This window comes from Paenibacillus caui (assembly GCF_019904135.1).
Lineage (GTDB): Bacteria > Bacillota > Bacilli > Paenibacillales > Paenibacillaceae > Fontibacillus > Fontibacillus caui.
In genome coordinates, this window is sequence record NZ_JAIOGQ010000004.1 from 96,991 (window position 1) to 118,901 (window position 21,911).

Annotated in this window: 26 protein-coding genes; all 26 read left to right on the forward strand. The window is 50.1% G+C overall.

Going from position 1 to position 21,911, the window contains the following annotated elements:
* Positions 1-89: 89 nt before the first annotated feature.
* The 26 genes from K7397_RS03760 (at position 90) to K7397_RS03885 (ending at position 21,845) form a co-directional block, all read left to right on the forward strand.
* Positions 90-707: a genetic competence negative regulator gene (locus K7397_RS03760; RefSeq protein ID WP_223066608.1), complete on the forward strand. Its 618-nt coding sequence runs from the start codon at positions 90-92 to the stop codon at positions 705-707.
* A 102-nt stretch (positions 708-809) separates the two neighbouring features.
* Positions 810-1,499: a glutamic-type intramembrane protease PrsW gene (gene prsW, locus K7397_RS03765; RefSeq protein ID WP_223066609.1), complete on the forward strand. Its 690-nt coding sequence runs from the start codon at positions 810-812 to the stop codon at positions 1,497-1,499.
* A 312-nt stretch (positions 1,500-1,811) separates the two neighbouring features.
* Positions 1,812-3,170, forward strand: a complete 1,359-nt coding sequence (gene ypeB / locus K7397_RS03770; protein WP_223066610.1) for a germination protein YpeB — start codon at positions 1,812-1,814, stop codon at positions 3,168-3,170.
* Positions 3,171-3,358: 188 nt separating this feature from the next.
* Positions 3,359-4,012 carry a flagellar brake protein gene (locus K7397_RS03775; RefSeq protein ID WP_223066611.1) on the forward strand — a complete coding sequence of 218 codons (654 nt, stop codon included), beginning with the start codon at positions 3,359-3,361 and terminating at the stop codon, positions 4,010-4,012.
* 75 nt (positions 4,013-4,087) lie between these two features.
* The gene (locus K7397_RS03780) at positions 4,088-4,321 is read left to right on the forward strand and encodes a hypothetical protein (RefSeq protein WP_223066612.1); all 234 of its coding nucleotides are present in this window, start codon (positions 4,088-4,090) and stop codon (positions 4,319-4,321) included.
* Positions 4,322-4,420: 99 nt separating this feature from the next.
* Positions 4,421-5,128 carry a (d)CMP kinase gene (cmk, locus tag K7397_RS03785; protein WP_223066613.1) on the forward strand — a complete coding sequence of 236 codons (708 nt, stop codon included), beginning with the start codon at positions 4,421-4,423 and terminating at the stop codon, positions 5,126-5,128.
* The gene (locus K7397_RS03790) at positions 5,125-5,703 is read left to right on the forward strand and encodes a lysophospholipid acyltransferase family protein (protein ID WP_223066614.1); all 579 of its coding nucleotides are present in this window, start codon (positions 5,125-5,127) and stop codon (positions 5,701-5,703) included. The genes cmk and K7397_RS03790 overlap by 4 nt, the downstream gene beginning before the upstream one ends.
* Positions 5,704-5,843: 140 nt before the next feature.
* Positions 5,844-7,079, forward strand: a complete 1,236-nt coding sequence (rpsA, locus tag K7397_RS03795; protein WP_223066615.1) for a 30S ribosomal protein S1 — start codon at positions 5,844-5,846, stop codon at positions 7,077-7,079.
* 203 nt (positions 7,080-7,282) lie between these two features.
* Positions 7,283-8,608 (forward strand): ribosome biogenesis GTPase Der, encoded by a 1,326-nt coding sequence (der, locus tag K7397_RS03800; RefSeq protein WP_223066616.1) that lies wholly within the window; start codon positions 7,283-7,285, stop codon positions 8,606-8,608.
* 10 nt (positions 8,609-8,618) lie between these two features.
* Positions 8,619-9,221, forward strand: a complete 603-nt coding sequence (plsY, locus tag K7397_RS03805) for a glycerol-3-phosphate 1-O-acyltransferase PlsY (protein WP_223066617.1) — start codon at positions 8,619-8,621, stop codon at positions 9,219-9,221.
* A 1-nt stretch (position 9,222) separates the two neighbouring features.
* Positions 9,223-10,260 carry an NAD(P)H-dependent glycerol-3-phosphate dehydrogenase gene (locus K7397_RS03810; RefSeq protein ID WP_223066618.1) on the forward strand — a complete coding sequence of 346 codons (1,038 nt, stop codon included), beginning with the start codon at positions 9,223-9,225 and terminating at the stop codon, positions 10,258-10,260.
* Between the two features lie 119 nt (positions 10,261-10,379).
* The gene (locus tag K7397_RS03815) at positions 10,380-10,655 is read left to right on the forward strand and encodes a stage VI sporulation protein F (protein WP_223066619.1); all 276 of its coding nucleotides are present in this window, start codon (positions 10,380-10,382) and stop codon (positions 10,653-10,655) included.
* A 252-nt stretch (positions 10,656-10,907) separates the two neighbouring features.
* Complete coding sequence (locus tag K7397_RS03820) at positions 10,908-11,528, forward strand: nucleotidyltransferase family protein (RefSeq protein ID WP_223066620.1); 621 nt, start codon at positions 10,908-10,910, stop codon at positions 11,526-11,528.
* Positions 11,529-11,551: 23 nt separating this feature from the next.
* Positions 11,552-11,902 (forward strand): 2Fe-2S iron-sulfur cluster-binding protein, encoded by a 351-nt coding sequence (locus tag K7397_RS03825; RefSeq protein WP_223066621.1) that lies wholly within the window; start codon positions 11,552-11,554, stop codon positions 11,900-11,902.
* Positions 11,903-12,316: 414 nt separating this feature from the next.
* Entirely contained in the window at positions 12,317-13,795 is a 1,479-nt protein-coding gene (gene spoIVA / locus K7397_RS03830; protein WP_223066688.1) for a stage IV sporulation protein A, read from the forward strand.
* Positions 13,796-14,071: 276 nt separating this feature from the next.
* Entirely contained in the window at positions 14,072-14,344 is a 273-nt protein-coding gene (locus K7397_RS03835; RefSeq protein WP_068695953.1) for an HU family DNA-binding protein, read from the forward strand.
* A gap of 193 nt (positions 14,345-14,537) precedes the next feature.
* Positions 14,538-14,786, forward strand: a complete 249-nt coding sequence (gene mtrB, locus K7397_RS03840) for a trp RNA-binding attenuation protein MtrB (RefSeq protein ID WP_223066622.1) — start codon at positions 14,538-14,540, stop codon at positions 14,784-14,786.
* Between the two features lie 94 nt (positions 14,787-14,880).
* Positions 14,881-15,453, forward strand: a complete 573-nt coding sequence (locus K7397_RS03845; RefSeq protein WP_223066623.1) for a hypothetical protein — start codon at positions 14,881-14,883, stop codon at positions 15,451-15,453.
* Between the two features lie 113 nt (positions 15,454-15,566).
* On the forward strand, positions 15,567-16,436 hold the full coding sequence (locus tag K7397_RS03850) for a heptaprenyl diphosphate synthase component 1 (RefSeq protein WP_223066624.1): 870 nt from the start codon (positions 15,567-15,569) through the stop codon (positions 16,434-16,436).
* Between the two features lie 14 nt (positions 16,437-16,450).
* Positions 16,451-17,173, forward strand: coding sequence for a demethylmenaquinone methyltransferase (locus K7397_RS03855; RefSeq protein WP_223066625.1), 723 nt, complete (start codon positions 16,451-16,453; stop codon positions 17,171-17,173).
* Entirely contained in the window at positions 17,166-18,041 is an 876-nt protein-coding gene (locus K7397_RS03860; RefSeq protein ID WP_223066626.1) for a UbiA-like polyprenyltransferase, read from the forward strand. Before K7397_RS03855 ends, K7397_RS03860 begins: the two co-directional genes overlap by 8 nt.
* On the forward strand, positions 18,038-18,661 hold the full coding sequence (locus K7397_RS03865) for a UbiX family flavin prenyltransferase (RefSeq protein ID WP_223066627.1): 624 nt from the start codon (positions 18,038-18,040) through the stop codon (positions 18,659-18,661). Before K7397_RS03860 ends, K7397_RS03865 begins: the two co-directional genes overlap by 4 nt.
* Positions 18,642-19,505, forward strand: coding sequence for a menaquinone biosynthetic enzyme MqnA/MqnD family protein (locus K7397_RS03870; RefSeq protein WP_223066628.1), 864 nt, complete (start codon positions 18,642-18,644; stop codon positions 19,503-19,505). The genes K7397_RS03865 and K7397_RS03870 overlap by 20 nt, the downstream gene beginning before the upstream one ends.
* Positions 19,505-20,479 (forward strand): polyprenyl synthetase family protein, encoded by a 975-nt coding sequence (locus K7397_RS03875; protein ID WP_223066689.1) that lies wholly within the window; start codon positions 19,505-19,507, stop codon positions 20,477-20,479. The genes K7397_RS03870 and K7397_RS03875 overlap by 1 nt, the downstream gene beginning before the upstream one ends.
* 98 nt (positions 20,480-20,577) lie before the next feature.
* Positions 20,578-21,021: a nucleoside-diphosphate kinase gene (gene ndk, locus K7397_RS03880; protein ID WP_223066629.1), complete on the forward strand. Its 444-nt coding sequence runs from the start codon at positions 20,578-20,580 to the stop codon at positions 21,019-21,021.
* A 23-nt stretch (positions 21,022-21,044) separates the two neighbouring features.
* Entirely contained in the window at positions 21,045-21,845 is an 801-nt protein-coding gene (locus K7397_RS03885; protein WP_237690649.1) for a CheR family methyltransferase, read from the forward strand.
* Positions 21,846-21,911 lie beyond the last annotated feature (66 nt).

Here is a 21,911-nt window from a genome sequence, read left to right on the forward strand (position 1 = left end):
ATAACATAATTACGTAGAACCATTTTCAGCACATCATTGCAGAGTGCTTCATAATCTGTTATAACACGGATTGGAGAGGAGGATCCTGTATGAAGATAGAACGATTGGGTCAGGATAAGATACGGATTTTCCTCACATTTGACGACCTTAGCGAACGCGGCATTCAAAAGGAGGATATGTGGCAGGAAATCCCCAAAGTTCAGGATCTGTTCACTGAAATGATGGATCAGGCTTATAATGAATTAGGCTTTGATGCTACAGGTCCGCTTGCTGTTGAAGTATTCGCTCTTCCCGCTCAAGGGATGGTTGTCATCGTGACGCGAGGTAAATACGATCGTCCGCATCCGTTTGGCGGTCTGAGTGAAGATGAAATGGCAGACGACGTATATGAGATGGAAGTCACGCTCGAGCTTAGCGATTCCATTGTTTACGCCTTTAGCGACTTTGAAGTGCTTATCGAAGCTGCCCATGTGCTTAATCAATCATTAACCGGAGCCGGAAGGCTGTATAACTATAAAGGGAAATGGCTTCTGCACCTTGAACCTGAAGATGTCGAGGAAGCCAAGCATCCACTGCTGATTGCTATTCTGGCTGAATACGGAGAAGCGACTTCCGTTACCCCGGCTGTTCTTGAAGAATACGGCAAAGTCGTTATGAACGAGAATGCAATCAGTACGATTGTATCTCATTTCAAACGCCAATCCTGACACGCATGCGGGTTCTGGGTCCGCGTCTTCCATAAAGGGGATGCGGACTCTTTATGTGTTATTATGAAGTAAGCTGCGAACATCCGGAAGGAGGTATGGCCGTTGCTTTGGTTTTCAATAGGTACTGCTGCGGTTGCTCCGGGAATCGCTCTGCTTACTTATTTCTATCTGAAAGATAAATATGATGCAGAGCCGCTGCACATGGTTATGAAACTTTTCTTTGTCGGCTTTCTGATTGTATTTCCTATCATGATCCTGCAGCGAGGCATGCTGCTGTGGATGGGAGACAATTCTTTTGTTTACGCCTTTGTGATTTCGGCAGGCGTGGAAGAACTGGTCAAGTGGTTTGTGCTGTATCATATGATTTATAATCATACGGAATTCGATGAGCCATATGACGGAATTGTGTATGCCGCCGCCGTGTCGCTCGGCTTTGCTACCGTAGAGAACGTCCTCTTTGCTTTGACCCACCAAGCTTCTGTCGGTACGCTAGTGATTCGCGCGCTGCTGCCGGTTTCAGGCCATGCGATGTTCGGGGTTATCATGGGTTATTATCTTGGACGGGCGAAGTTTTCGAAGGGGCAGAAAACAGGCCGGTTTCTGGCCTACTCCCTGGTACTGCCGATATTTTGGCATGGCGTTTATGATTGGATTCTGAACAATATTACACAATATTGGTTATGGTACGCCGTTCCGCTGATGGCATATCTCTGGTATGCAGGCTATGGCAAAATTTCCCGCGCCAACAGCCGCTCCCCTTTTCGGGCTATGGAGGCAGGGACAAGAGATTAGAACGGGTACTCATGGGGCATCCTTTATCCTAGTGCTAAATACCGCGATTATGTGGTTAACAACTTGGAAAGGATGCTTTTTTATGCGTGTCAAAGTTACAATTACGTGCAAAAATTGCGGCGAACGTTTTGTTTTGCGTGGAAGAAGAGAACGGGGGAAATTGGAGACAGGCTTTAAACAATGCCTTTGCAACAACACGAAGTTGTTCGAAATCGAAGAAGAACCTGTATAACAGCAGCAAAATACATGCATAAAGTTCCTTCCTTCTTGTCAAACTAATGGCAGTTAATTGAAGAAAGGAGCGCATATTCCATGTACAAGCGGCTAAGTAGTGTTTTGTTTCCCGTAATGACCATTCTGTTCATCGGGGCACTGGTATGGGGATATCAGGAAAACCGGGATAAAAACTCGGTGCTGATTAAAGCGGAAAACCAGTATCAACGGGCTTTTCATGATTTGTCCTACCATGTAGACCGGCTGCACGGAGAGCTCGGCAATACGCTTGCTGTCAATTCGGATTCAAGCCGGATGCATCGAAAAGGTTTAATGAATGTTTGGCGCATCACCAGTGAAGCGCAAAGTGAAATCAATCAGCTGCCTCTGACCCTTCTTCCTTTTAACAAGACGGAAGAACTGCTGTCCCGCGTGTCCAAATTCTCTTACCAGGCAGCGACGCGCGATCTTACGAAGCAGCCGATGACTTCTAAAGAAATGAATAACCTGAAAGAGCTTTATAAAAGCACGGGTGAAATCTCGCAAAACCTGCAGCAGGTGCAGAACAAGGTTATTTCGAACCGGCTGCGCTGGATGGACGTAGAGACTGCTTTAGCCACCGAGAAGGCGGCTGCAGACAATACCATTATCGACGGATTCAAAACGGTGGATAAAAAGGTGAGCGAATATCCGGAGCTGGATTTTGGGCCTTCCGTCTCTAACGCCTATAACAAGCGCAGCGTCAAGAAGCTCGATGCAAAGCCGGTAACCCAAAACGAAATTAAGGCAAAAGCAGCCCAATTTCTGGGTAGTGCCAATGCAAGCAATCTCAAAGTGACGGAGAACGGGGCCGGAACGGAATGGGCTTCCTACACGGCATCAACTGCAGAAAAAGGGAAAAATGCTCACCCGGCCATTTCCATGGATTTTACCCGCAAAGGCGGAGAGCTGATCTCCTTCACTAACTCTCGTGAAGTTGGCCCCCGCTCGATTTCGGAAAGTGTAGCCAGACAGAATGCCGATGAATTTTTAAACAGCAAGGGTTATGGGAGAATGACCCCTGTTACCTATGATGAATATGACAATGTGGGCTCCTTCACCTACGTAACAAACGACAACGGCGTTCTGGTCTATCCGGAGAAGCTGACCGTACGGGTCGCTTTGGATAATGGAGAGGTTACGGGACTGCAGTGCAGCGATTATGTGTATGAACACAGCAAAAAGGAGAAGCTGTCGAAACCCAAATTGTCCGTTGAACAGGTTCGCAAGCATCTTAATTCCGACTTCAAGGAGAGCTACCAGCGTGAGGCTGTCATTGAAAATGACGATTTCGAGCGAGTAGCAGCCTACGAATTCGGGGGACGGATCAACGGCACGTCATACCGTATCTTTCTGAACGGAGATACCGGAGAAGAAGAGAAAGTCGAGGAGTTTCGCGCGAACGGCGCCAATCGCTGATGGCCCCGGGAGTCATTTGAAAGCAAAGCAGCAGGTGAAGCCTTCATCCAGTTTGGGGATGAAGGCTTTTTAAGTTTTAGCTTGGCTGAATATTTTATGAAAAATGTCTCAACCGAAGAAGAAAGGCATGCTATAATGGAATGGTAATTTCAAGAATTTCAAGAATTTCAAGGTGGCGGTGAGGCAGATTGTATCCGAAAATTAACGATTTTGTTTACATTCAGGTAGCGTCCGGCGATGAAAAGGAAAATAAAACGGAATATAAGTCGCGTATTTCCGATACCGAAGAAGAAGCATTTTTGATAGAGGTGCCGATGGAAATCGGGCACAATCGGTTGAAGAGGCTTTATATCGGGGACGAGCTTTCCGTTTATTTCATAGGGGAATCAGGAACCAAAAATTATTTTAATACATATGTTTTAGGGTTTACCAATGACGTGGTCCGGCAGGTTCGAATTCGCAAGCCCGATCCAGTTTCGATTACCCAAATTCAGCGGCGCAATTTTTTGCGCGTTCCGGCTGAGCTTGAACTGGCCGTATGTTTAAAGAACGGCGAGCGTTTCCTTGTACGGACGGACGACGTCGGCGGCGGGGGAGTTTCATTTTTCTCGGAAGGAAGCCATGTCATCATTGAGGAAGAGCAGCTTGATTGCTGGCTGTTAGTGCCTTACCGCAATGGTTCGGTTGAGCACGTTCCGTTTGAAGCGGAGGTTATCCGCAAGAAAAAGCTTGACAACGGCAAGGAGCAAATCATGCTCAAGTTTATCGGCATCACGGATTATGAACGCCAGAAGCTTATCCGGTATTGTTTTGAACGTCAGCTGGAATTCAGAAACCGGTAAAAAAAGGATGTTGTTCACATAATTTTCTAAACCTCTGGTTAATCTAATGCTAGTCTATAAATCCGGAGGTTTGGAATGATGAAGAACAGCCATGGCGAAGAAGATTATACAAAACTGTTTGTTGAATTCAGTGATTTGGCCCAGCGCATTTTCCGAAAAATATTGATCGGACTGCTGATTGGCCTGTGCTTGAGCCAGAGTTTACTGAGAATTCCGCCCGTGCGCAGCGTAATCTCGTCTGCAGAAAGATGGGAAGGAGAACGTCCAAGAGCATTTTCGATACCGGTACAAAATACGAAGAGGGAATGAAACGGTTTTGCATCCCTCCCGTTTGTGTGGTATAATTTTCACGTCGCAGGCAATGCCTGCTTTTTTCTTGAGTTTCATAGTTTGAGGAGGAGGTACCCCTTGTCAGGTCAATCGAAGGGTTCCAACTACAAAATCAACATCGCGATCGACGGACCCGCAGGTGCCGGCAAGAGTACCGTAGCACGAATGGTTGCCAAGAGACTCGGATATGTTTATGTCGATACCGGCGCCATGTATCGTGCTGCAACTTTGCGTTTGCGGGAACTCGGCATTTCCCCGGAAAGCCCATCCGAGGTGCTTCAAGCGGCCCAAAAGATGGTTATTGAATTAATACCGGGGGAAGAAGGACAGAAGGTACTTCTTGACGGTCGGGACATTACGGAGGAAATTCGTTCTCGGGACGTGAACTCCAATGTGTCACGATATGCGCAAATCGAGGGGCTGCGTTCTTTGATGGTTTCCCTTCAGCGGCAAATGGCTTTGCGCAAAGGCGTCGTTATGGATGGACGCGATATCGGAACGACCGTATTGCCGGATGCAGAAGTGAAGGTCTTTATGACGGCTGCTGCCGAGGAGCGGGCCCGTCGTCGGTATCAGGAAATGAAGAACCCGGAAGCCATAACCCTTGAGCAGTTAACACGGGATATTGCGGAACGGGACCGGCTTGATGCTGAGCGGAAAATTTCGCCTCTTCGTCAGGCCAGTGACGCTACATTGCTGGATACTACCAGCATGACGACGGATGAGGCTGCGGAAGCCATTGTAGCTCTTTGTGAGGCGTATGGGATGGAGAGAAGTGTAGAATGATTTACAAGATCGGCCGGTTTATCGTAAGAGTGGTTTACAAACTGCTATTTCGAATTGAAGGCGAAGGATTGCAGAATATTCCAAGCGAGGGTGGAGTTTTGCTTTGTTCCAATCATATCAGCAATTTTGATCCGCCGACGGTTGGACTTCTCCTGAAACGAAAGGTTCATTTCATGGCTAAAGCAGAACTGTTTGACGTACCTGTGCTGGGTATGCTGTTCAAGGCATTGGGAGCCTATCCCGTCAAGCGTGGAGGAGTCAGTAAGGAATCGATCAAGATGACGCTTACGCTCCTGCGTACCGGAAATGTGATTGGCATCTTCCCTGAAGGCACCCGCAAGGCGGCAGCGGATGTGGCGGCCAAGAAAGGAGCGGCCAGCTTTTCGCTTCGCAGCGGCGCGGTAGTCATTCCGGTGGCAATCATAGGGGATTATAAGTTGTTTCGCAAAATTAAAGTTGTGTATGGTCCTCCGGTGGATTTGGACGAGTTTCGCGACAATCCCGGCGGTGACGCCGTAGATCTCGCAACGGACAAAATTATGGCTGCCATCAGACAGCTGAAACAAGGTGCCTGAAGCAGGGGCAAGTCATTTCATTCATGAATGAACGGCCAGCGATTTTGGCAACCTATTACAGGGATTTTTATGTTTTGAACTTCGTCCTTTTACGGCGGGTTTAAATAAATGGGGCTTATTGAACTGAGGAGGTTATCGAGATGTCGGAAGAAATCAAAGATCAGCAAGAAACAGTGGAAGCGACAAATCAAGATGAACTGGAGCAAATCGTATCTTTGAAAAAAGGGGACTCCGTAAAAGGAACGATCGTCAAAGTTGAAGACAATCAGGCTTATGTCAGTCTTGGATATAAATATGACGGTATTATTCCTATTCGCGAACTGTCGGCTGTACATCTTGACTCTGCTGGGGATGCGGTTGAAGTGGGGCAGGAAGTTGAAGCCAAAGTGGTAAGCATTGACGATGAAAAGGAAAGACTTGTTCTCTCCAAACGCGCAATCGACAGCGAGAATGCCTGGGCTGCGCTGCAGCAAAAGTTTGACAATAACGAAACGTTTGAAGTAACCGTTGCCGATGTTGTTAAAGGCGGAATCGTTGCGGATGTAGGCGTGCGCGGATTTATCCCGGCTTCTATGGTGGAGCGCCACTTCGTTGAAGATTTCAGCGATTACAAAGGCCGTACGCTTCGCGTTAAAGTGAAGGAACTGGACCAGGAGAACAACAAGGTGATTCTCTCCCAGAAGGACGTTCTGGAAGAAGAGTTTGAAGCAAACAAGCTAAAGGTAATGGCCGAGCTTCAAGAAGGCTCCGTTATTGAAGGAACCGTTCAACGTTTGACTCAATTCGGCGCATTTGTCGATGTAGGCGGCGTAGACGGTTTGGTGCACGTATCCGAAATCGCCTGGTCTCATGTGGATAAACCGTCTGACGTTTTGTCAGAGGGCGATCAGATTAAAGTGAAGGTTCTGAAAGTGGATCCTGAGAAGGGCAAGATCAGCCTGAGCATTAAAGCGGCACAGCCTGGACCTTGGGAAACAGCAGCCGACAAATTCAAGACCGGAGATATCGTTTCCGGCGAAGTGAAGCGTCTTGTTACTTTCGGCGCATTTGTTGAGATCGCACCAGGCGTGGAAGGTCTTGTTCATATCTCTCAAATTTCCCACAAGCATATCGGTACTCCGCATGAAGTACTGAAAGAGGGACAAAATGTCCAAGTGAAAGTGCTTGACGTGAATCCTTCCGAAAAACGCGTCAGCCTGAGCATCAAAGAAACGGAAGAGGCTCCGGCGGAAGTTGCCAAACCGGAAAGAACCGGCGGCAAGAGCAGCGTGAAAGCGGAGGATCTGAACAACAACCCTAACGTGTCCCTTAACAATCAAGGACTCAGCATTACGCTTGGAGAGCGTTTCGGCGACAAGCTGAGCAAATTGAAATAAGAAGAGACCATAAGCAAAGTTGGCGGAGAACGGCGAACTCGGTAGAGGGTTCGCCGTTTTTCATGTAACGGGCTCTGGAATGGCATGAAGAGTTCGCCATTCAACCTATTTTTTGCTATGATGATGTACGGATAGAGTGAGCGACTAAGTACGAATATAACTTCTGTGACCAGAGTGAAGGCATGCTTTTAGGAGGAATGAGTATGGCAAGACCTGTTGTGGCGATCGTAGGCAGGCCGAATGTGGGGAAATCGACGATTTTCAACCGCATCATCGGTGATCGGTTAGCCATTGTTGAAGATAAACCCGGCATTACGCGGGACAGAATTTACGGTACCTCGGAATGGAACGGAAAGGCATTCAGCATCATCGATACCGGCGGTATCGAAATTGACGGCGACGATTCGATTATGAAATCGATCCGGGCCCAGGCGGAACTGGCCATAGAAGAAGCGGATATCATTGTGTTCATGTGCGATGCGAAGGCAGGCGTGACCCAATCGGACGAAGAGGTTGCCACGCTGCTGTATCGCTCCGGCAAACCGATACTGCTGGCTGTCAACAAGGTGGACAATTTGAGCCGGATGGACCATATATACGAATTTTATAATCTTGGCTTCGGCGATCCGATCGGGGTATCCGGAAGCCACGGAACAGGTGTGGGCGATCTGCTTGACGCCATCGCCGACAATTTGCCGGAGCTTCCTGATGAGGATTATGATGAGGATGTGATTCGGGTCGCGCTGATCGGCCGTCCGAATGTGGGCAAATCCTCTCTGGTGAATGCGATCCTCGGGGAAGAACGGGTTATCGTCAGCAATGTTGCCGGTACTACCCGGGATGCCATTGACACTCCGTTCGAGAAGGACGGACAGCGCTATGTGCTGATCGATACCGCAGGTATGCGCAAGCGGGGCAAGGTTTACGAAACGACTGAAAAATACAGCGTGATGCGGGCGATGAAAGCGATTGAACGCGCCGATGTCGTGCTGGTGGTGATCAACGGCGAAGAAGGCATCATTGAGCAGGATAAGCATGTCGCCGGCTACGCTTTTGAAGCTGGAAAGGCAACGGCGTTTGTCGTCAACAAATGGGATGTCGTAGAGAAGAACGACAAGACCATGCATGAATTCGAACGGAAAATTCGCGATCACTTTCTGTTCATGACCTATGCGCCGATTGTATTTCTGTCGGCGCTCACCAAGCAGCGCCTTCACAAGCTGCTGCCGGTCGTGCAGCATGTAGCGGAGCAGCATGCCAGAAGGGTTCCGACGCATTTGCTGAACGATGTCATTTCGGATGCGATTGCCATCAATCCTCCTCCTACGGACAAAGGACGACGCATGCGGATCAATTACGCTACCCAGGTCGCGGTGAAGCCGCCGACCATCGTGGTCTTCGTCAATGATCCGGAGCTTATGCATTTCTCCTATGAACGGTATCTGGAGAATAAAATCCGAGACGCGTTCGATTTCGAAGGGACGCCGATCCGGATCTTTACGCGTCGCAAGTCTGATAAGGAAGGTTAGGGGAAAGAACGTGATTCTATCTTTTTTGGCAGTAGTCATTTGTTATTTGCTCGGTTCGGTCAGCTTTAGTGTCTTGCTGGCGAAAGGATTGAAAGGGATTGACATTCGCCACCATGGCAGCGGCAATGCCGGTGCAACGAATACGCTCCGTGTTCTGGGCAAGGGTCCTGCGATCCTTGTCCTGTTCCTTGATATTTTGAAGGGAGTTGCCGCAGTCTGGATCGGACGGTGGATGAACGGCGATTCGCAGTGGCTTCCCGCGCTTTGCGGAATCGCTTCGATCGTAGGCCACAATTGGCCCGTTTACTTCCGCTTTCGCGGAGGGAAAGGCATTGCAGCGACAATCGGCGTCATGGCATCTCTCGCGTTTCTTCCCGCCCTGTATGCCGGCATTATCGCTGTCCTTTCTATTGGCATTACCAGATACGTCTCTTTGGGTTCCCTCCTATTTGTCTTGTTTACGCCGATCTTTCTGCTCGTGGCGGGAGATAATTGGCCGTACTTTTGGACAAGCCTGATCATCTGTCTGTTTGCATTCTGGAGGCACCGTACGAATATTGTTAAAATTGTACAGGGAAGAGAAAACAAACTGGGTTCCAAAGGAGGGGTTTAAGTTGTTTGAAAAAGCGGCTGTTCTGGTTGCGGGAAGCTGGGGAACGGCTCTGGCTACAGTTCTCGCCGACAAGGGAATTCAGGTGGCGCTCTGGACCAGAAACGCAGCGCAAGCAGAAGAGATAAACCGGGACCACCGCAATCATTATTTGCCTGGAGCCCTGCTGTCACCGAATATTCAAGCAACTACCGATATGGAAGAGGCGGTGAGGGATGCAGAGGCGGTAATTATTGTGTCGCCATCTTCTGCAGTCCGTCAGGTTTCCCGCGAATTCAAAAAATACTGGAATGAAGAAATGCTTGTTATTCATGCAGTCAAAGGTTTTGAAACCGAGTCTCTTAAACGGGTTTCAACCGTCATTGCTGAGGAGCTGGGGTGTGCTGAAGGCCGGATCGTCGTACTCTCCGGTCCAAGCCACGCCGAAGAAGTGGTGAAACGCTGCCCGACGACGGTTGTCGTTGCTTCGATGGAGGAAGGCGAAGCGATGCGGGCGCAGGACCTGTTTATGAACTCTTATTTCCGTGTATATACGAACCGAGACATGGTCGGCGTCGAGCTTGCCGGAGCGCTTAAGAACATTATCGCCCTCGGAGCGGGAATGTCGGACGGTCTCGGATATGGAGACAATGCCAAAGCGGCTCTGCTGACCCGGGGGCTCGCTGAAATCACCAGGGTTGGCGTGGAAATGGGAGCCAATCCGCTTACTTTTGCAGGACTGGCCGGAGTGGGAGATTTGGTCGTGACGGCAACAAGCCGGCACAGCCGGAACTGGCGTGCAGGTTCTCTGCTGGGTCAGGGAATGCCGCTGGAGAAAGTGCTGACTACGATGGATATGGTGGTTGAAGGCGTCCGCACCACAAAGGCGGCGAGTGAAATCGCCGTGAAGTATTCCGTTCAGATGCCGATCGCCATGCAGCTTTACCATGTCCTGTTTGAGGGGCTTGACGCCCGTACGGCGGTAGAAGCTTTAATGGGACGGGACAAGAAAACGGAAATGGAAGTTATGTCTTTGGAAACATGGGAGCAGTGGCATACGTAAAATACAATAATCCAGCTCTGGCCCCGGAAACCTATGAGTTTTCCACAGTAAAAAAGGGCTCACCTCCTTCACCCCTCTATCATATAGTGACAGAGAGTACTGCCGGAGGAGGGGAGAGCATGAACAAGAACATTTCCAAGGAAGCCCTTAATCTCATCAACAAAAAGTCGGGCAAGAACATTTCGGAAGGCGCCGTCAAGAAATTGGCCAGCACTGTCAAGCCCTCGACACTGCAAAACGAAGCTCAGCTTCGTCAATTGATCAAGCAGGTATCGGCGATGGCGAAAGTTCCGGTTTCTGAGGCAACGATTAATGAAATCGTAGGTGCGGTCAAGAAGAGCGGTAAGAATCCTCAGAACATGGAAGCCTTGATGAAAATGATGATGAAAAAATAAGCGCCACACTCGGGGGGCGTCCATACGCTAAACCAAGAAAGGAACCTTCGGCCTTGTGCCGTCGGTTCTTTTTGTGATTATTCAAGAATTGCGTTAAGCCAAAATATCGCCAAATCCGAGCATGGCTGCCTGTTAGGAGGAATGTTATAATATGATGCAGAAAAACGGATGAAAGGATACATCGGGATTGAGAGCAAGAAAAAGGCCCGCACTTTTTTTTCGGGTCAATCCCAAAGGATGTCGGTGCTAGATATGAACGAGCTTTACCAATATATTGGCGATATGAAGTTTCCCTCCCATCCGCGTCTGGAGAAGGCGCTGGATCGGCTTACAGCGTTATTGTCTGATTCCGGTGCCGAATGGCTCTTGGGAGGAAGCTGCGGACTTTGGCTGCAGGGGGTGGAGCTGCCTGCCTCGCCAAGGGATATCGACATCTATGCGGATCTGGAAGATTCGGACGAAGTACATGAGGTCTTGCTCTCTCTTGCAACAGATGCGCCTGTGCTCGACCGAAGCGGAATTTATGTCTCCAAGCTGAGCCATTATAAAGTTGAAGAATATGCCGTTGAGCTGGTAGGAGGGTTTGAGGTCCATGCGCGGGGGATCGGATACCAAGTTGAAGTGAAGAACGTATTTTACCCGGAGGCCCCGCCTGCAGCGGACGGGCTGCAGCTGATGCCGCTGGCGCATGAGCTTGTGTTCAATTTGCTGAGAGAGCGACCTGATCGTTATATGGCGATAGCGAAGCAAATTGGCAAGGAGCCGAAAAGGCATATTCCGCTGATTAGAGAACTTGTACGCAGAAACCGGTGGTCGCCGGATCAGGCGTCTTATCTGGACCGGCTGGTTGGAACCCCCGGGTGGTTCATCTGAGCAGCAAGGGGAGGACAATTGTTATGGAGAATCAGATCAGATTTGAGCCGTCAGGAAAAACGGTAAAAGTGCACGTCGGGACAACAGTGCTGGCAGCTGCCCGCAAAAGCAGGATACATATTCCCTCCCGCTGCGGCGGAAACGCCGGCTGTCTGATGTGCAAGGTCAAAACGGACCCGGAGCATGCGGCTGCGCTTTCCTCTTTAACGCCTGCCGAGGAGCGCAAGCTGGGGCCGCTTGCCCGGCAGGGAGTGCGTCTGGCTTGCCAGGCGAAAATATTAGGAAATGCCGTCGTGCAGCTGCCCGAGGATCCTTTGAAAGCGGCAGTGCGAAAGCAGCTGCAAGCGCAGGCTGAAGACGATGCTTTGTGGTAGATACAATTGGCAGGGCCGGAGTAAAAGCTCCGGCTTTTTTGTGTTAGGTTTTAAGATTATTTTTCCTGTCATAACAGTTGCTAGATTGACATAAACATACGGTAAAGTGCGGGGATTTCCGTTCCTTTGCGCGCAGGCAGCACCAGGCCGTCTCTTAAATTGTGATCCGGATCTGAAAATAAACGCGTCATAATTTGGAATCCGGTACATAAGATGATACTAGTCCAAATGCATGTACGAGTTCACGCCGCTTCGTTATAGCGATGCTGCTTTTGTTCATTCGGTGGTGGACGCGGATAGGGTAGGCTGCTCTGCCGCCTGCAACAGCTTCAAGGAAAGTAGTTCGTACATCGGGGCGGATGCTCGCGGGGCATTTATCCTTCGGCGAAATTTGAGGAGGGGATATCATTGGTATTGGAGAAAGTGGACATTTTTAAGGACATTGCCGAACGTACCGGAGGAGATATTTATCTAGGGGTTGTCGGAGCGGTTCGTACAGGTAAATCCACATTTATTAAACGTTTTATGGAAACCGTTGTTCTGCCGAATATCGCCAGTGAAGCCGACCGTGTGCGCGCGGTGGATGAGCTGCCGCAAAGCGCCGCAGGCAAGACGATCATGACGACAGAACCAAAATTTGTACCCAATAATGCGGTGCAAATCAAAGTAGCTGAAGGACTTGAAGTTAATGTACGGCTCGTGGATTGTGTTGGTTATGCCGTTGAAGGCGCAAAAGGGTATGAAGATGAAAATGGGCCCAGAATGATTTCGACACCGTGGTTTGAAGAACCGATTCCTTTTCAGGAAGCTGCTGAAATCGGAACACGCAAAGTGATCCAGGAGCACTCCACGCTTGGAGTAGTCGTGACGACAGACGGCACGGTGGCGGATATCCCCCGTTACTCTTATGTGGAATCGGAAGAGCGGGTCATTGAAGAGCTCAAGGAAGTTGGCAAGCCGTTTGTGCTAGTCATCAATTCAACCAAACCGCGCAGCGAGGAAACGCTGCAGCTCCGCAGCGAGTTGGCTGCGAAATACGATATTCCGGTCATTACGCTGAGCGCGGCAACGATGACGGAAGAGGATGTTACCGGAGTGCTTCGCGAAGTATTGTATGAATTTCCGGTTCACGAGGTTAATGTCAACCTGCCGAGCTGGGTGATGGTGCTGAATGAAAATCACTGGCTGCGCAGCAACTATGAAAACTCGGTACGGGATAGCGTTAAAGACATCCGCAGATTGCGCGATGTCGACCGGGTCGTGAACAGCTTCTTGGAGTACGATTTTATCGACCGTGCAGGTTTAAGCGGTCTGAATATGGGGCAGGGCGTAGCGGAGATCGATTTGTACGCGCCTGACGATCTTTATGACAATATTTTAACCGAAGTGGTCGGCGTTGAAATCCGCGGCAAGGATCATCTGCTTCAGCTGATGCAGGAGTTTACGCATGCGAAGCGGGAATATGACCGCTTTGCCGAAGCACTTGAGATGGTGAAGACGACAGGCTACGGCATCGCCGCCCCTACGCTTGCCGAGATGGCGCTTGACGAGCCGGAACTGATCCGTCAGGGATCCAGATTCGGCGTAAGGCTGAAAGCGACGGCACCTTCCATCCATATGATCCGGGTGGATGTGGAATCCGAGTTTGCCCCGATTATCGGGACCGAGAAGCAGAGCGAGGAGCTTGTCCGGTATCTAATGCAGGATTTTGAGAATGACCCGATCAAAATTTGGGAATCCGATATCTTCGGCCGCTCCCTGCATTCCATTGTCCGGGAAGGCATACAGGGCAAAATTGCGCTCATGCCTGACAATGCCCGCTACAAGCTGCAGGAGACGCTCGGCCGGATTATCAATGAAGGCTCCGGAGGCTTGATTGCAATTATTCTTTAAGCCATTTTACAGCCGTTTGTTACCGAACCTGCCGAGAAGAGCAACTGCTCTTTCGGCGGGTTTTTGTTTGCCTATTCTAGCATTTTTAACTTGAAATTAAAGATTGGCTGTATTACTATAGGTTTGTTCTCGGCTTGCGAAAGGTCGCAGTTGATGATGATTGCCCAGGGATAAGCGTGCCCGAGATTTGCTTAATTCCGGCAATTCGCGTATAATTTCGTGCAAAACGGAAACAAAGTATACCAGAATAGTAATCCTTGTTAGGGAGGTGAAATCATGAATAAGTCTGAACTGATCACACAGGTTGCTGAAAGCACAGAGCTTTCCAAGAAAGACGTAACGAAGGCGGTTGACGCCGTATTCGAAGCGATTTCGGAAGCCCTGCAAAACGGAGACAAAGTCCAGCTGGTAGGCTTCGGTAACTTTGAGGTTCGCGAGCGTTCCGCCCGTAAAGGCCGTAACCCGCAAACCGGAGAAGAAATCGAAATTCCTGCGAGCAAGATCCCTGCTTTCAAACCGGGGAAGGCGCTTAAAGACGGAATTAAATAAAGCTTTCTACATATTTTCCGGAAGAAGGGACGTGGGCTTAGGTTCACGGCCCTTTCTTTTTAAGCGGGCAAATATTTAAGCTGGGAGAGCGCTCGTGCTGCTTTGTTGGTTAATGGATCTCTTGTTTGACTTTAATGCTTTCTTCAAGCATCATATAAGATACATACGATTATTTCGGGAGGGACTCTCGTAGATGGATAATGCAAGCAGCAACAGCGGTTTAAACAATGGCGCCGGAGAATATTATCTGATCAAGGCCAAGGAACAAGGGGTACAGGTAATCGGGCTGACCCGAGGCAAGGATACACGCTTTCACCATACGGAGAAGCTTGATAAGGGAGAGGTGATGATCGCTCAGTTCACGGAACATACTTCTGCCGTTAAAGTGCGCGGCAAAGCCATCATTATGACCAAGCTTGGCGTGATCGATACGGAAGATTAGCATTCTGCAGGCATAGCCTGCTTTTTTTCATTGTACAATGAGGTATAAGCCCTTAAATAATGCCCGTTTCCCGGGAAAGAAAGAAGGGAATCCTTTGATACGATGGAAAATGCTGCTGCTCGCAGGCTCACTGACCCTGTTCGTCGCCCTCCTGTCCAAACCGATCCTGTCCGGATCCCGCGGGGACTTCCATTCTGCGGAAGCAGGTCCGGTGATGACGGAAGCTTCACGCTTTACACTGACCGAGAGCAACCTGGTCGATATACTGAGTTCTCTGCCGCTGAATCTGAAGATAGCCAGGGCAGAACTGCGAGGCGGAACGTTGGCGGTTGATTTAAAGCTGAAAAATAACAATGCCGGTTCCGCTCCGATTTATGAGGATATGGCCGAACTGGCCGCGCTTGCGATCGAGCGAACCCGCAACATCCATCAGCTTAGGCTTCGCCTTGTAGCGGAAGACAGCTGGACTCAAGCGAAGCATTTGCTGATGGCGGCTGATATCAGGCGGGAGGAATTGTCCCCCCGCGCCCATGAGGTGCTAAGCCTGCTAAGAAAGGCCGGAAACGGTCCCTTGGACGAGGGGCTTAAGGATGCCTTGGGCATTATCGAAACGGGACTGTGGAGAAAATCATATCCCGCGGCTTCTTCATCAGGGGCGGGCGGCTGAGCCTTTCAAAAAACCAAACGCCTGAACCGTGCGTAGGGTATGAATTTGTGATATAATATACAACATTGTGGCAAACCCGTTATTGTCATTACAGATCGGCTCGGAGGCAAAGAATGAAATTGTATCGTGTACCTGACTTGGCAAACAAATATGTCGATTACGACATGATTAAAGCGCATACGGAGCTTGCGGAGTTTCCGGATTCCCGTGTCCGTTTGTTATATTCATTTTTGAAAAATCAGCATCCGGAAGACGAAGTTCGGGTAGAAGTATGTGCACTGGCTGTTTATCTGCTGCAGTTGGGTCTGGATACGCACGATCTGATAGATCCGGAACCTGTCCGGAAAGAAGAACGGCTTATGCGCTCTAGGCAACTTAAGGTTCTGGCAGGGGATTACTTTAGCAGTCTGTTTTACCAGCTGCTCGCCAGGACCGGACAAATCGAGCAAATTTCGCGCTTGTCGTCCGCCGTTTGCGAAGTGAATCGGATGAAAGCGCGTTTCTATACGAAAATGAAAGAACTGCTGCTGACCGCAGAGGATTATGTCAGGGAATCTGCTCTGCTGAAAACGCAGCTTTTCTCTTTCTTTACCCCTCTGCTGGACAAGTCAGCCCAGCATTTTTGGAGCAGTCTGCTTAGGGAGCTCAGCCGCTGCGAAGCGCTGGCCCAAGAATTGTCTTTATCTGCCCAGGAGCCTCCGATCCATGTCGGATACGCTTATTTGCGGATTATGGAAACCGGCAGCCCGGAAGACAAAGCGATGCTTAAACGAACGAAAATCAGTGCGCGCGACTGGTCTTCCTTGCTGCTCAAGTACAAGGTCATGGAACAGCTCTCAGGAAAGCTGCATCAATCGGTGAAGCAGGTACAGCTTTTGCTGCAGGAGATGTCCACTGAACGGTTGTATAAAGAACTGGTGGGGCTTGCCGAGCCTTTCAAGGCTCTGCTGGGGAAGCCCTATACCGCTTGGAATGAAGGGTAAGGTGAGACTGTACCGTGGCGAATAAAGCAGAGAGCAAAGAACAGTTTGTTCATGCCGTGTTTGAGAGCATTGCTCCGAAATATGACCTGATGAACGATATTCTCAGCTTCCGAAGGCACAAAGCCTGGCGGAAATTCACGATGGCCAAAATGAAGATGCAGCCCGGAAATACCGCTCTTGATTTATGCTGCGGCACCTGCGACTGGACGATCAGCATGGCCGAAACAAGCGGCGGAGCCATTACCGGACTCGACTTCAGCAGAAATATGCTGGACGTTGGTAAGGTCAAGGTGACTGAACGAGGGCTGCAGAACAGCATCGCTTTAGTTCAGGGGAATGCAATGGAGCTGCCGTTCGAAGACGACCGGTTCGACTATGTCACCATCGGTTTTGGCCTGCGCAATGTCCCCGATTTACGTCAAGTGCTGCACGAAATGAAACGTGTAGTCAAACCTGGCGGCATGGTTGTTTGCCTGGAGCTTTCCAAGCCGACGTGGCAGCCGTTCAAAAGCATTTATTATTTTTATTTTCAAAAAATACTTCCCTTTCTTGGCAAGTTGTTTGCCAAACGGTATGAACAGTATAAATGGCTTCCGGATTCACTGGTTCAGTTTCCGGGCCGTGAGGAGCTTGCGGAGATTTTCGGGGAAACCGGCCTCAAGCAGGTTCAGGCGTATCCTTTAACAGGCGGAATTGCGGCATTGCACATTGGAGTGAAGGAGACGCAGTATGTTTAGAAAGATAGGCATTTTTTTACAGATGATCAAGTTTGAGCATACTCTGTTTGCTCTTCCCTTTGCATTTATGGGGTCGCTTCTAGGTTCCGTGGCTATAAACGGCTCTTTTCCAAGTTGGGCGCAAATCGGCTGGGTGCTGCTCGCCATGTTTGGCGCGCGCAGTGCCGCGATGGGGCTTAACCGGCTTATCGACAGGGTCAGCGACAAAAAAAATCCCCGCACTGCCGGCCGCGCGATACCAGCCGGATTGCTTAAGATATCGGAGGTTGTCCTTTTTATCGTCATCTCGTTCGTTCTTCTTTTCTGGGCCGCTGCGGAGCTTAATCCGCTTGCCATGAAGCTGCTGCCGGTTGCCGTCGTCATGCTTGTGCTGTATTCCTACACCAAGCGGTTTACCTGGCTTTGCCATGTAGTGCTGGGTTTCACGGTGGCCTTGGCGCCTTTAGGCGGCTGGGTTGCGGTTACGGGTCATGTGGATTGGACGGCCATGGTGTTCTTTATTACGATCGCCTTTTGGGTCGCGGGGTTTGATATCATTTATTCCTGTCAAGACGTTGAATTTGATGCCAAGGAGGGGCTGTACTCCATCCCTGTCCGTTTTGGAGTAAGCCGTTCGCTCAAGATCGCCCAGGCTTTTCATATCATCACTGCCGCCGGTTTCATTGCCCTGCTTCTGCTGTTGCATTTGGGCTGGTGGTATATTGTTGGTATTCTGGTTGCTCTCATTATTCTCTTCTATGAACATCATATCGTATCCCCGAAAGACCTTAGCCGCTTGCAGACTTCGTTTTTTACGATGAACGGCACGCTGAGCATCGTTGTGTTCTGCTTTACGCTGATTGATCTGGCGGTGCATGTTTACCGATGAGCACATTGCGCAGGAGTCCCTATGTCGTAGGTATCACCGGCGCCAGCGGCTCTGTTTACGGCGTCAGACTGGTGAGTGTGCTGCTTGAGCTGGGGTATGACGTACATCTTGTTGTAACGCAGGCCGGCTGGAGAGTGATCAAGGAGGAACTGGGCTGGAACATTACGGACCGCGAGGCTTTGCTTGAAAGCAAATTCGGAAGCTTTGATGGGAAGCTGACCTACCATAGACTCGCGGATATCGGCGCGTCGATTGCGAGCGGCTCGTTCCGGGCGGAAGGCATGATCGTCATGCCTTGTTCCATGGGCACCTTGTCGTCCATCGCGCACGGATCCTCCGACAATTTGCTGACACGTGCTGCGGACGTCATGCTGAAAGAGGGCAGGGAGCTGATCCTCGTTCCGAGAGAAACGCCGCTGCATGCGATCCACCTGGAAAATATGCTGAAGCTGGCCAAGCTTGGCGTCCGGATCATACCCGCAATGCCCGCTTTTTATTTCGGTCCGCAGTCCATGGACGAGCTTGTTGATTTCATGGTAGGGAAAGTGCTGGACAGTCTTCGCATCGATCATCGGCTGTTCAAGAGATGGGGGGAGCAACATGAGCCATACGCAGACTGAACCGACACGGATCGGCAAAATCGATTACACCAATGTCTGGCCCATTTTTCACTATTTTGACGAGAAAAAGCTGAGCCGGCAGGCAGAACTAGTGACGGAAGTGCCGGCTGTTTTGAACCGGGCAATGATCGCAGGCCAACTGGATCTTTCCCCGGTTTCTTCTTTTGCCTACGGGTTTGCAAGCAGCCGTCTGCAGCTTCTTCCCAGGTTGTCCGTCAGCTCGGACGGGCCGGTCCATTCCATTCTGGTCTTTTCCGCTAGGCCGCTGGCGTCGGTAAAAGACGGCGTCATTGCGCTTACGAACACTTCTGCCACTTCGGTCAATTTGCTCAAGATCATGATGGAGAAGGGCTATGGCGGCCATCCGACTTATTGGGACAGCGAACCCGATCTGGACGCCATGATGGCAAAAAGCGACGCGGCCTTGCTGATTGGGGATCACGCCATCCGCGCTTCCTGGCGGGACCACGGTTACCATGTTACGGATCTGGGAAAAGTATGGAAAGAGTGGACCGGTTACGGAATGACCTTTGCCGTGTGGGCCGTGCAGCAGTCCTTTGCGCGTGATCATGCGGAATGGCTGGACGAGATCGCTGCCGCCTTTCAGGCAAGCAAAAAACAAAGCGAGCTTGATTTAAGCGCGCTTGCGGTAAAAGCGTGCGCGGAAATCGGAGGTACCGAAGAGTACTGGAACTCTTATTTCCATAATTTATGTTATGATTTTACTGATGAAAGACAGCGCGGACTGCAGCTGTATTTTGATTATTGCCATGAACTGGGGCTGCTTCCGCACAAAGTGCGGATTTCCTTCTGGAATGACAATACGCGGACACGGGTGAAATGATGAAAATGTTGGATTTGTTTGGCATGATGAAAAAAGATATGGATTACATTGAACAGCAGCTTTACCGCAGCGTTGAGGGAGAAGATGGCCTGCTCAGCGAAACCTCGGTTCATTTGCTGAAGGCAGGCGGGAAGAGACTCCGCCCCGTTTTTGTGCTGCTTGGCGGCAAGTTCGGGAATTACGATCTGGAAAGGCTGCAATACATAGCGGTTCCGCTTGAACTTATTCATTCCGCATCCCTTGTCCATGATGATGTGATCGACGATGCGGACACCCGGCGCGGCAAACCGACCGTCAAATCGCAGTGGGACAACCGGATCGCCATGTATACCGGAGACTACATATATGGAAAAGCGCTGACTCTGGCTACTCGCCTGGAGGATCCGCTTATTCACCAGATTCTGGCGAAGGCCATGGTCCAAATGACGATCGGCGAAATGGAGCAAATCCGCGATTTCTTCAATACGGAGCAGACCGTGTTCAATTATTTGCTGCGCATCCGGCGCAAAACGGCGCTGCTGATTGCGATTAGCTGCCAGCTCGGAGCGGTTGCGGCCGGAGCGCCGGCTTCCGTCAGCAATCTGCTGTACCGGTATGGATATAACGTCGGAATGGCGTTCCAGATCAGGGACGATCTTCTCGACTTGTTCGGGACGGAGAAGCAGATCGGGAAGCCGCCGGGAAGCGATATGAGACAGGGCAATATTACGCTGCCTGTTTTGTATGCGCTGCAGGAGGAAGGCTTAAGGGAACCGCTGCTCCGAGATATTCAGGAAATCCACCAGTTGGATGGACGCAAGGACACCTCGGAGGCCATCTTGAAAATCCGGCAGAGCGCAGGAGTGGCAAAAGCCGAGAAGCTCGCTGACCGGTATATCGATAAAGCGCTTGACGCGCTCGGGCAACTGCCGGAAATTAAAGCCCGCAAAAGTTTGCTCGATATCGCACATTTCGTGAACAGAAGAACATATTAGGCTTTATTTGCCTCCCGCTTTTCTGCTAAAATACGTTTGAAAACGCATTTTTCGCCCTCTGATGAAACCAGGGGCGCTATCAATCGGGAGGTAACCTTATGGAACGCACGTTTATGATGGTCAAGCCTGATGGAGTACAACGTGGTCTGATTGGCCGGATCGTCAGCCGCCTGGAAGACAAAGGATTCAAATTGATTGCCGGCAAGTTCATGCAAATATCCGAGGAACAGGCGGGGCGGCATTACGCCGAGCATGAGGGCAAACCTTTTTTTGGAGAGCTCGTAAGCTTCATTACTTCCGGTCCGGTGTTCGCCATGGTTTGGGAAGGCGATGACATCGTAACGCTGTCCCGAATGCTTATGGGCAAAACAAAGGTTACGGAAGCTTTGCCGGGTACCATTCGCGGCGATTTTGCGGCGCATACGCCGTTCAATCTCATTCACGGGTCCGATAGCGCCGAGAGTGCGGAGCGCGAGATCGCCAATTTTTTCGAAAAGAAAGAGCTGCTGGATTATGATAAGACGATTGCACACTGGATTTGATAGTTATGCTGGATAGAGACCTTATGAGTTCGGCGCAGGAATGTAATTCGGATTCGGATTACAAAGGATTTATTCAAAATGTAAAACAAAGCACGGGCATCGATTTGTCCCTGTACAAGGAAGTGCAGATGAAGCGCAGATTGACCACCCTTCGCAACAAGAACGGTTACTCGTCGTTTGCCGCATTTTACAAGGCGATGACTGGGGATAAAAAGCTGTTCTACGAATTTCTGGACAAGATGACGATTAACGTGTCCGAGTTTTGGAGAAACCCGAACCGGTGGGAAATTTTGCGTGATAAGGTCATTCCGGAGCTTCTGAGGACAAACAACAGATTGAAGGTGTGGAGCGCTGCCTGCTCCACCGGCGAAGAGCCGTATACGCTCGCGATGATTTTTGCGGATATGGGTTTGCTGCAGCAGACGTCCCTTACCGCAAGCGATATTGACGAAGGTGCACTGTTCAAGGCTTCCCAGGGCATTTATGTGGAACGCTCGATTAAGGATGTGCCTCCTGCGGTCGCATCCCGCTATTTTACAAGGGACGGCGCTTTGCTGAAAATCGATGAGCGTCTTAAAAAGGCGGTCAAGTTCAAAAAGCAGAATCTGCTGCTGGATCCTTTTGAAGAGAAGCATGATCTGATTGTGTGCCGCAATGTGATGATCTATTTTACGGAAGAAGCCAAAAATGATCTTTATCACAAATTCGCGAGAGCGCTCAGGCCGGGCGGAATTTTGTTTGTCGGGAGCACGGAACAGATTTTCTCCCCGGGGAAATACGGTTTTGAAGCGGCGGAAACCTTCTTTTACCGAAAAAAGGCTTAGGTCGCTATTTGGAGATTACATATTGGACTTATACGTTTCCTAAAGGAACAGATGCCCGCCTATCCC